The sequence below is a fragment of the Streptomyces sp. NPDC127129 genome (assembly GCF_042671585.1).
GTDB lineage: Bacteria > Actinomycetota > Actinomycetes > Streptomycetales > Streptomycetaceae > Streptomyces.
The window spans coordinates 1-7,311 of record NZ_JBHXTV010000031.1 but is presented as its reverse complement, the minus strand read 5'-3'; the positions used below and the strand labels follow the sequence as shown (position 1 = coordinate 7,311).

Sequence of the window (7,311 nt, the reverse complement as noted above, 5' to 3'; positions counted from 1 at the left end):
CGACTTGAACTGCTTGTCGCTCGCACCCGCCAGAGCGTTGACCAGGGCGTAGCCTTCCTCGCCCATGCCCTCCAGCATCGCCTGGAGTTCCCTGCCGCCCCGCTTGCCGATCTTGTCGAGGTTCTTCCGCCACAACTCCGTCGCGGCCACGGACTTGTTGAGCTGCAGCTCGTAGCCCTTCAGGTTGAAGGCGGTCGGTGCCTTGGCGCCCTTCTTCAACCCCAGAGCCGCGTCGGCCTCGTACACCTTCCTCCGCGCCGCCGCGACGTCCTTGGACTTGGCCCCAGCCGCGTCCTGGGCCTTCTTCGTCCGGGCCGCCGCGGCGTTGTTCGACTTCGCTGCGTTGTACCGGGCATTCGCGAGCTGCTTCTCGGCTGCGGCGAGCTGCTTCGCGGTGTGCTTGCCCCTGCGGACATCCGCCAGGTGCTTCTCCGCCTGCGCGACCTTGCGGGCGGAGTCCTTCCTGGTCTGCGCTTCCTTCTTCTGCGCTTCCTTGTACGCCTTCGACCCGGCCGCGGCCTTCTTCTGGGCCTCGGCGAGGTCAGCCCACGCCTTGCGCAGCGCTTCCAAGGCCTTGTCGTACCGGCCCTTGGCGTCCGACGGCCCACCGAGGACAGGCTGACCGGTCGGCGTGTACGTGAAGCCGGGGATGCCACCGGAGGCGAACCACTGGACCGAGCCGCCCAGCCTCTTCACCGTCTCAGCGGCGATCTGCCGGGACCGAGGACGCTTGGAACGGGCGAGCGGGATGTACGCCTCGCCGCCAGTCTCCGGTTCCGCCCACATCCGCCACTCGCCCGGCCGGGCGATCTGCGCGATGTGGTTCTCGGCGCCGCCAGCGAAGAACGCGAGACCGCCGCGGGCGTACTTGGAGACGCCGCCCTCGCCCGTGGAGGGGCGACCGGACGTGTTCTTGCTGGCGATCTCCTGCCGGTACGTGGTGATCGTGACGGACTTGTCGTGCAGTGCCTCGATGGCCCGGCGCAGGGCGTCCACGGCGGCCTTCTGGCTGCCGGTCGGGACGGTGATCTCGACCTTCTTGCCCTTGGTGTGCTTGATCTTGAAGCCGAGGTCTTCGAGCTGCTTCTGACCTTCCTTGGTCAGAGCGTCGACCGTGATCTTCTTGCTCTTGGTCTCGGCCAGCTTCTTCTTGACCGTCTCCAGGTCCTTGGCCGCCGCCTCAGTCTTGGCGTCGACCTTCGTCTCCACCTTGCCGGGCAGCTTCAGGTACGCCGCGGTGAGCTTGTCGATGGCGTCCGAGCTGAAGCCAGCGGCAGCCATCTGCTTCCTGAGCAGGCTGATGTCCTTCTCCAGGACCTTCTGCCCGGCCGCCTGGCTGTTCTTCTGCTCGGCGACAGCCTGGGCGTGCTCCTGCGCGGCCTTGGCCGCGTCGAGGAATGCGCCCTTTACCTTCCGGCCCTTCTCGCTGGTGACGTCCAGCGACTTGCCGTTCTCCTTGACCGTCTTGGTCAGGTCGGCCAGCGACTGCCGGAAGGAGATCTCACGCTCGGCCGTGGAGATCGCCGTGCCGTTCAGCTTGTTGAGGGCGTCGCTCAGCTTCTCCGCCTCGCTGCGCTGGTCCGCCATCTCGTCAGCCGACATACCGAGCTGCTTCGCCAACTCGGCCTGCGAGTCGGCCGACAGCTTGGTCTGCGTGTCGGTCGCAGTCAGGGCGTCCGCGTAGCCGGGCAGCAGAGTGCGCAGCTTCTCCGTGCTCGTGCCCTGCGCCTCAGCCTCCTTGGCCAGACGGTTGAAGGCCTGCGCCGCCACGTCCGGCGCACCACCGTCGACGAGACTCCGCAGGGCCTCGTCGACGGCGTGCAGCTTGTCGCGGGCATCGTCCAGGCCGGCAGAGTCCGACCCGAGGTGGGTGATCGTGTAGAGGCTGTCGCCGATCCGGTTGAGGGCGCTCGGGTGGGCGATGCGTGCGACGGCCTCGCCGAACCCGTCCAGGTCCTGCCCGAACGTCTTGACCAGCTCGCCCGCTGCCTTCCCCGTCTTGGCGAAGTTCAGCAGGGCGTTACCCATGGCCGTGATGTTGGGCGGGGCGTCCCGGAACTGGGCCTCCAGCTTCTCGACGCCCCAGGAGATGGCGGCCAGGCCAGCGACCACAACGCTCAGCCGTCCGAGGCCCATCATGAGCGCCCGGGTCCGGGCTGCGGTGATGCCCAACTCAGTCAGCGCGGTGCGGGTGGCAGCGATCCGCGGCAGCAGCAGCAGGAACCCGGCGACGGCGAGGCCTGCGGCACCGCCGATGCCTGTCATCAGGGTCACGGTGTGCTGGAGCTCGGGCGGCAGGTCGTTGTAGGCGGCCACCAGCCGAGTAACCCACTGGGTCATCGTGCGCAGCGCACCGTTCGCGGCGCTGCCGCCCTCGATGAGCGCGACCTCGATCGCGGCGCGCAGCATCTCCAGGTCGCCCGAGAGGTTGTCGACCTGAGTAGCGGCCATGCGGGCCGCGGCCCCGTTGTCGTCGACCGCCTTGGTGTACTCCCGGACACCCTCGGCGCCAAGTTCGTACAGGATCGTCGCCGAGCGGACAGCGTCCGAGCCGAAGATGGTCGCCATGGCGGCGTTGCGCGCCTCGGGCGTCAGCTTGCTGAAGCTGGCCTTCATCCTGCCAGCGACTTCTTCCAGGCCAACGAAGTTGCCCTGAGCGTCGTAGGCCGAAAAACCGATCTTGTCCATGGCGCGCTGCGCTTCGGCGCTTTGAGGTACCAACCTCTGGAGCATGGTTTTCAGCGACGTACCGGCGTCCGAGCCGATCAGGGCATGGTCGGCGAACGCGCTGAGAGTGCCGACCGTTTCCTCAAGGCTGAGGCCTGTCTGGTTGGCGAGGAGGCCGCCCTGCCGCAGGGCGATGGCCAGCCCGTTCACGTCCGACGCGCTCTTGTTCGCGCCAGCCGCCAGCACGTCGGCAATGTGGCCCACGTCCTTGCCCGCGAGGCCGAACGTGTTCATGGCCTGAGCGCTGATGATCGCGGCGTCCGCCAGGTCGACTTGCCCGGACGCCGCCAGCGCCAGCGACCCACTCAGCGCGCCGCCGATGATGTCCGAGGTCGAGATACCGGCGCGAGCCAGCTCGGCCTCAGCCTCCGCGGCCTGGGTGGCCGTGTAGATCGTCGTCTTGCTGGCGTCCAGAGCCGCCTTGCGCAGCTGCTCGTACTCCTTGCCGGCCGCGCCCGTCACGGCGCGGACATTGCTCATCTCCTTGTCGAACTTCGCGGCCGACGCGGCCGCGACCGCGAACCCGGTGAGCAGAGCCGTGCCCACCCCTGCGCCGACCTTGGCCAGCCGCGACGTGTTGTCGGCAGCCTGTCGCATGCCACGGGTGTACTGGTTGATGTCCGCGCGCAGCCGGACAGTGACGGTACGGGACGCCACGGCACCTCCCGTCGTCTATGTGGTTCGTTCGAGGTGGACGTGCAGGCCCTCGGAGGCCCCGCCCTTGTCCTGGTAGGCGCGCACCGCGGACGCTGAGGTGGTGCAGGCGTGGCAGCGGATCAGCTCAGCCCGGTAGGCGAACTCGTTGGCCTTGTCGGTGGCTTCGCCCCAGGGCTGCCCGCAGTCCGGGCACGCGTCCGCCTCGACTTGGAGCAGGGCGAGCGCCCAGGCCCGGTCCTCGGGCAGCCACAGCGGTTCGCCGTCGGCGACCACGCGGCCCATGAACACGGACCTGGGCACCCCCCAGGCGCGGGCTGCTTCTAGCTCTCGCCGCCAAGGGCCGCCAGGAGCGCGGAGGCGGCCAGCGAGAAAGGGACGATCTCGCTGCTGTTGTGGACGTCCCACGCGGCGTCGAACAACCGCTTGATCTCGCCCTGGTTGAGCTTCTCGAACAGGGCGGTTGCCTGGTCCTCGGTCATCACCGGGTCGACGCACGACGCGGCGACCAGGGCCTTGGGGAAGGTGTCGCTATTGAACGCCTGGCTGTCGTCGCCCGAGGGGTGCGCGGCGAGCAGGTCGCTGTACGCGCGGTCGCCGATGTACCGCAGCGTGAACGGCACCTCTGCCCCACGGGTCTGCTCCCGCACCGCCTTGAGCCGCGCCGCGATCGTCCGGCCCGGGTGCTCCTCGGTGAGGTCGCTCGGCTCCCAGTCCTCACTGACCTTGGCCAGCTCGTCCGTGAGGCGCTCCGCTTCCCCGGCCAGGTCGCCCCGGATGCACACCATGACCGTGCGCTCCCGGGGCTTCGCCTGCTTGAGGATGTCCTCAATGCTCGCCATCAGGCGACCGTCGCGGCGGTCGCCGGAGCGTCCGTCACCTTCTGCGGCGACACGAACTTCATGACCTCGTTCGCGGCCGGGCTGGAGTTCTGCGGCTCGCCGCAGGTGGACGGGTAGACCTCCAGCTTCTGGCCAGAGGCCCACGCGGCGGAGTAGGCCAGGCCGCGGCGCACGGCCAGGAAGCCGCTGACGCCGTACTTCAGGGTGGAGTACGGGGCGTCCTCCTGCGGGGTGTCGCCCCGCTTGAACGTCAGCTCGTTGTCGAATCCGACGCGGCCGACGGTCTTCGTGTCGAAGGTGCTCGCCAGGGACGAGGTGTCGACGTCCGCCGTGGACGGGTCGATCTTCAGACCGTCCGGGGTGATCCGCTTCGTGAGGTCGAGGCCCGCGTTTAGCTCGGACACCGTCGGCGCGTTGATGTTCGCGACGGAGGTCAGCCACACGACGCGAGTCTTGCCGTCGCTGATCAGGTCAGCCATGAGGCCCTCCAGGGCATGAGAAAAGCCCCGGCCGGATGGCTCAGGGCTGGCGGTGGATGGGTGAGGGTCAGATGCGCAGCGCGGCGACGGTCACGGTCGTCGAGGCGCTGTAGCCGATGGCGCACAGGCTGTCCGTCGGCGACTGGAACAGGTCCGGCTGGAGCGGGCCGATCATCCGCTCGCCGGAGGCCGGGACGGAGACGGTCACGTTGGAGACGGACTGCCCGCGCACGGACGCGGTCGCCGTGAGCGTCACGGTCACGGCGGAGGCGGAGCCGTTCTTGACGTGCAGGAAGTTGCGGTCTCCGACCTCGCACTTGTCGCCGCTGCTGGCGGCGTTGGCGTAGGTGGGGTTCAGGCCGGCCAGGGCGATGGCCTGGGTTCCGAGTGTTGCCATGGGGTGCCCTCCATTAGGCGGGGGTTGAGCGGATGCGGTACTGGACCGGGACGTACCAGAGCGGCGGGGTGACGTCGTCGTCCCGCTGCACGGGCGGCCCGCCCAGGTCCTCGGGCGGCCAGCAGGTGCGGCCCTCCACGGGCAGGGGCGCGGCGAGCGCCCGGCGGACGCGGCCGGCGACCCACAGCGCTCGGACCACGTCGCCGCCGACGCAGGTGACCTGCATCGTCGACTCGATGTCCGTGCGCTCGTCGGCGAGGGACTCGCGGCCGGCCATTCCCGGGTCCGGGTAGAGGACCGCGTACTTGTCCGGGGGCGTCCAGCGGCCCGCGGGCGTGCCGCCCACGTAGACCGTGAGCCCCACGTCCTCAAGGGCCTTCTGCACGGCGTCCAGGTGGGGCAGCGCATCGGGGGTGGCGGGTGCGGGCATCCGTCACCACCAGGCCAGGCCGCGCTCGGCGAGCAGCTGCATCTGCGCCTCGAAGCGGGGCAGTTCCGCGTCCAGGGCGCGGCCGCCGTCGTTGTGCGGCGGGTTCTTCACCGAGCCGTACTCCAGCAGGTTGCCGAGCGCGCCCTGCGGGCCGCCCTTGTCCGGGCCAATCGTGGCCATGAACAGGTCCCGGCCGTAGGCAGCGAAGTCGTAGCTGATACTCCGCGGGTACAGCCTGGCGTGCTTGCCGGCGGTCCCCCTTGCGTTGGCCCGCCAGTCCTTCTTGATGTTCATCGCGCCGCGCATCGTGACCGCGCGGGCCTCCCGCCGCAGCCGGGGAATACTGCGGGTCAGGTGCCGCTCCAAGCGGCGCACCTCACCCATGTCGAACTGTGCACTCATGACCGGTCCTCCGTGCTGAGCCGCCAGGCCGTGGCCTGGTCCGAGTACGCCACCCCGATCACCCACAAGATCAGGCCGACCATGCGGGCGTCCTCCGACTCCAGCACCTCGACTTGGGAGCCCGGCGTGACCAGCACGTCGGGCGGCAGCGGCGTGGACCACGGCAGGTGCACCTCGTAGTCCCGCAGGGACACCCGCCGCTCAGCCGCCGACACGTGGTCACCAGCCGCCTGCATGACCCGCTTCACCCGGCCCCGGCCCTCGTACAGCGTCGTCCGCGCGCCCGGCACCGTGGCCCCGGGCTCCCGGTCGAAACCGTCCGGTGCCTGCGCGAACAGGCGGACCCTGTCCCGCATCCGCCACTCGGCCGAGGCCCGGGACCGCGCCAGCAGCCGGTCCATGCCACTCACGGCCTGGACCTCGGCGCCGAGGGCGTGATGCTGAACGCCGTGGTGAGCACAGGGCGCAGCATCTCCGCCTCAGCGTCGCTGATGTACAGCTCGCCCGCAGACCGGGCCGCATCGTAGGTGACCTGATAGTCGTCGATGGACTCCTGCCGCAGGCCCTGCGGGTTTTGGAGGACCCGCAGGACCATAGCCCGGCACACCGCCTTCGACGTCGCCGTGGGCTCGGCCGCGTACCGGGGGAACCGGTCCACGATCATCGCCGTGGCGTCGTCCAGGAGCGCGGTCGCCTGGCGGGTCTCCTCCGGGGTCAGGTCACGGCCCAACCGGTCTGCGATGTCAGACAGTTCCGCCAGTGCCACCGCTGCCCCCTACTTGCCGTCGCCGCCCGAGCCACCGTCGGTTTTGGCCGGTGCCTTCACCTCGGCGACCTCGTACTCGTCGGGCAGGGCCCGCAGCCGCTTGATGACTGCGGCGTCGGACGTCTCGCACAGACCGTCCTCGAACTTCGCCCAGACGCCCTTGTCGTCCTGGAGGACCAGGCCCCGGTACTTCGTGCTCTCGAACTGCGCCATGACGGCGGTCTCCTTACTTCAGGTCCGTGATGAGGCCGTGGTACGACTCCGGCCCGTACTCCAGGCCCACCTCGCCGTACAGCTGCCACTTCTCCGAGGCGCCGACCTTGGCGAGCGGCTCGGCGAACAGCATCCCCTTGCCGGGGATCTCCAGCCACACCGGCGCGCACACGGACAGGTCGACGATCGCGATCTGCCCGGCCGGCATCCACCGGTCGACCATGATCCCGAAAGTCCCGAAGTCCGTGACCAGCGTGTCGACCGCGACGCCGCCGATGTTGCGGGACGCGGTCGGCTGGTTCAGGGTCGGAGCGCTGTACAGGTTCGACAGGGTGACCTTCTGGCCCGGGCCCGTCATGAAGACGGTGGTGTCCTGCGGCAGCCGGGCGCCGTTCCCGAAC

The 7,311-nt window shown here is 69.6% G+C and carries 11 protein-coding genes (1 of these 11 only partly in view); all 11 read right to left on the bottom strand.

The window, feature by feature from the left end:
- Positions 1-3,384, bottom strand: the 5' portion of a protein-coding gene (locus ACFVGW_RS35270; RefSeq protein WP_385854862.1) for a phage tail tape measure protein. The gene continues 117 nt to the left of window position 1, outside the view; 3,384 of the gene's 3,501 nt are visible here — the first part of the coding sequence; the start codon lies at positions 3,382-3,384; its stop codon lies beyond the left edge, outside the window.
- A gap of 15 nt (positions 3,385-3,399) precedes the next feature.
- Complete coding sequence (locus ACFVGW_RS35265) at positions 3,400-3,684, bottom strand: hypothetical protein (RefSeq protein WP_376455012.1); 285 nt, start codon at positions 3,682-3,684, stop codon at positions 3,400-3,402.
- Between the two features lie 20 nt (positions 3,685-3,704).
- A complete protein-coding gene (locus ACFVGW_RS35260; RefSeq protein ID WP_375847166.1) occupies positions 3,705-4,223 on the bottom strand; it encodes a hypothetical protein in 519 nt (172 codons plus the stop codon).
- Positions 4,223-4,702: a hypothetical protein gene (locus ACFVGW_RS35255; protein WP_375847167.1), complete on the bottom strand. Its 480-nt coding sequence runs from the start codon at positions 4,700-4,702 to the stop codon at positions 4,223-4,225. The genes ACFVGW_RS35260 and ACFVGW_RS35255 overlap by 1 nt, the downstream gene beginning before the upstream one ends.
- A 67-nt stretch (positions 4,703-4,769) precedes the next feature.
- Positions 4,770-5,099: a hypothetical protein gene (locus tag ACFVGW_RS35250; RefSeq protein WP_375847168.1), complete on the bottom strand. Its 330-nt coding sequence runs from the start codon at positions 5,097-5,099 to the stop codon at positions 4,770-4,772.
- Positions 5,100-5,112: 13 nt separating this feature from the next.
- The gene (locus ACFVGW_RS35245; protein WP_375847169.1) at positions 5,113-5,529 is read right to left on the bottom strand and encodes a hypothetical protein; all 417 of its coding nucleotides are present in this window, start codon (positions 5,527-5,529) and stop codon (positions 5,113-5,115) included.
- Between the two features lie 3 nt (positions 5,530-5,532).
- Positions 5,533-5,931 (bottom strand): hypothetical protein, encoded by a 399-nt coding sequence (locus ACFVGW_RS35240; protein WP_375847170.1) that lies wholly within the window; start codon positions 5,929-5,931, stop codon positions 5,533-5,535.
- Positions 5,928-6,332 carry a DUF6093 family protein gene (locus ACFVGW_RS35235; RefSeq protein ID WP_375847171.1) on the bottom strand — a complete coding sequence of 135 codons (405 nt, stop codon included), beginning with the start codon at positions 6,330-6,332 and terminating at the stop codon, positions 5,928-5,930. Before ACFVGW_RS35235 ends, ACFVGW_RS35240 begins: the two co-directional genes overlap by 4 nt.
- Before the next feature lie 5 nt (positions 6,333-6,337).
- Positions 6,338-6,697, bottom strand: a complete 360-nt coding sequence (locus tag ACFVGW_RS35230; protein ID WP_375847172.1) for a Gp19/Gp15/Gp42 family protein — start codon at positions 6,695-6,697, stop codon at positions 6,338-6,340.
- A gap of 9 nt (positions 6,698-6,706) precedes the next feature.
- Positions 6,707-6,910: a hypothetical protein gene (locus ACFVGW_RS35225; protein ID WP_375847173.1), complete on the bottom strand. Its 204-nt coding sequence runs from the start codon at positions 6,908-6,910 to the stop codon at positions 6,707-6,709.
- 13 nt (positions 6,911-6,923) lie between these two features.
- Positions 6,924-7,311, bottom strand: a 388-nt coding sequence (locus ACFVGW_RS35220; protein WP_385854861.1) for a DUF5309 family protein, incomplete at its 5' end; no start/stop codon positions are given.

Bases quoted from the DNA above. Each gene is read 5' to 3' on its own strand.
- ACFVGW_RS35245 (WP_375847169.1), bottom strand. From the start codon at position 5,529: ATGCCCGCACCCGCCACCCCCGATGCGCTGCCCCACCTGGACGCCGTG.
- ACFVGW_RS35235 (WP_375847171.1), bottom strand. From the start codon at position 6,332: ATGGACCGGCTGCTGGCGCGGTCCCGGGCCTCGGCCGAGTGGCGGATG.
- ACFVGW_RS35255 (WP_375847167.1), bottom strand. From the start codon at position 4,702: ATGGCTGACCTGATCAGCGACGGCAAGACTCGCGTCGTGTGGCTGACC.
- ACFVGW_RS35260 (WP_375847166.1), bottom strand. From the start codon at position 4,223: ATGGCGAGCATTGAGGACATCCTCAAGCAGGCGAAGCCCCGGGAGCGC.
- ACFVGW_RS35240 (WP_375847170.1), bottom strand. From the start codon at position 5,931: ATGAGTGCACAGTTCGACATGGGTGAGGTGCGCCGCTTGGAGCGGCAC.
- ACFVGW_RS35250 (WP_375847168.1), bottom strand. From the start codon at position 5,099: ATGGCAACACTCGGAACCCAGGCCATCGCCCTGGCCGGCCTGAACCCC.
- ACFVGW_RS35225 (WP_375847173.1), bottom strand. From the start codon at position 6,910: ATGGCGCAGTTCGAGAGCACGAAGTACCGGGGCCTGGTCCTCCAGGAC.